Origin of the sequence: Stenotrophomonas capsici, assembly GCF_034961085.1 — a bacterium.
GTDB classification, from domain to species: domain Bacteria; phylum Pseudomonadota; class Gammaproteobacteria; order Xanthomonadales; family Xanthomonadaceae; genus Stenotrophomonas; species Stenotrophomonas capsici.
The window spans coordinates 1-901 of sequence record NZ_JAYFUH010000008.1; the positions used below are offsets into that span (position 1 = coordinate 1).

Below are 901 nucleotides of genomic sequence, written 5' to 3' on the forward strand. Positions count from 1 at the left end.
CACGTGCTTGCCGTCATCGCTGAGCAGCTTGGGCGGCATGCCGGCGGCCTTGGCATGGTGGAACAGGTTCATGAAGAACGTGGCCACGATGTCGTCGCGGTGGTGGCCCAGCGCGATCTTGGTGAAGCCGTTCGCCTCGGCGTAGTTGTACAGCGCGCCACGACGCATGCGCGAGCACAGCGAACACATGGTCTTGCCTTCCGGGATCACCCGGCTGACCACCGAATAGGTGTCCTGCTCGATGATGTGGTACGCCACGCCGAGGCCGGCCAGGTACTCCGGCAGCACGTGCTCGGGAAAGCCCGGCTGCTTCTGGTCCAGGTTCACCGCGACCAGCTCGAACGGCACCGGCGCCTTCTTCTGCAGCTGCAGCAGGATGTCCAGCAGGGTGTAGCTGTCCTTGCCGCCGGACAGGCAGACCATCACCTTGTCGCCGGCCTCGATCATGCCGAAATCGGCGATGGCCTGGCCCACCTGGCGGCGCAGGCGCTTGGCCAGCTTGTGGTGTTCACGTTCGGCCAGGCGCGGGTCGCGGGCACGCGGGGCGGGATCGGGCAGGGGGATGACGGCACTCATTGCCGGCATTCTACCGGCTCGGCGGCGCCCCTCCTCACCGGACACGGCAACCGGTTATGCTCAGCCCCCGTGGAGACCATGACGCCCGCCGAGATCAGCCAGCGCATCGCCGTACTGCGGAGTGAACACCGCGGCCTGGACGATCGCATCACCCGCCTTGCCGCCAACCCGGACGACGAGCTGGAGGCCAAACGGCTGAAGCGGCGCAAGCTGCAGCTCAAGGACTGCATCACCAAGCTGGAAAGCATGCTGATCCCGGACGAGCCGGCCTGAGCGACACCGTTCAGCCCGCGCCGCTGCCAGCAACCGCCGCGACCAGCCGCAC

General features: G+C 67.3%; 2 protein-coding genes. One reads left to right on the top strand and one right to left on the bottom strand.

The window, feature by feature from the left end; genetic code table 11:
- A partial coding sequence (gene ttcA / locus VA603_RS00175; protein WP_323437595.1) for a tRNA 2-thiocytidine(32) synthetase TtcA occupies window positions 1-576 on the bottom strand: 576 nt, incomplete at its 3' end.
- Window positions 577-645: 69 nt separating this feature from the next.
- Here ttcA and VA603_RS00180 point away from each other — a divergent pair.
- Entirely contained in the window at window positions 646-849 is a 204-nt protein-coding gene (locus VA603_RS00180; RefSeq protein WP_192287156.1) for a YdcH family protein, read from the top strand.
- Window positions 850-901 lie beyond the last annotated feature (52 nt).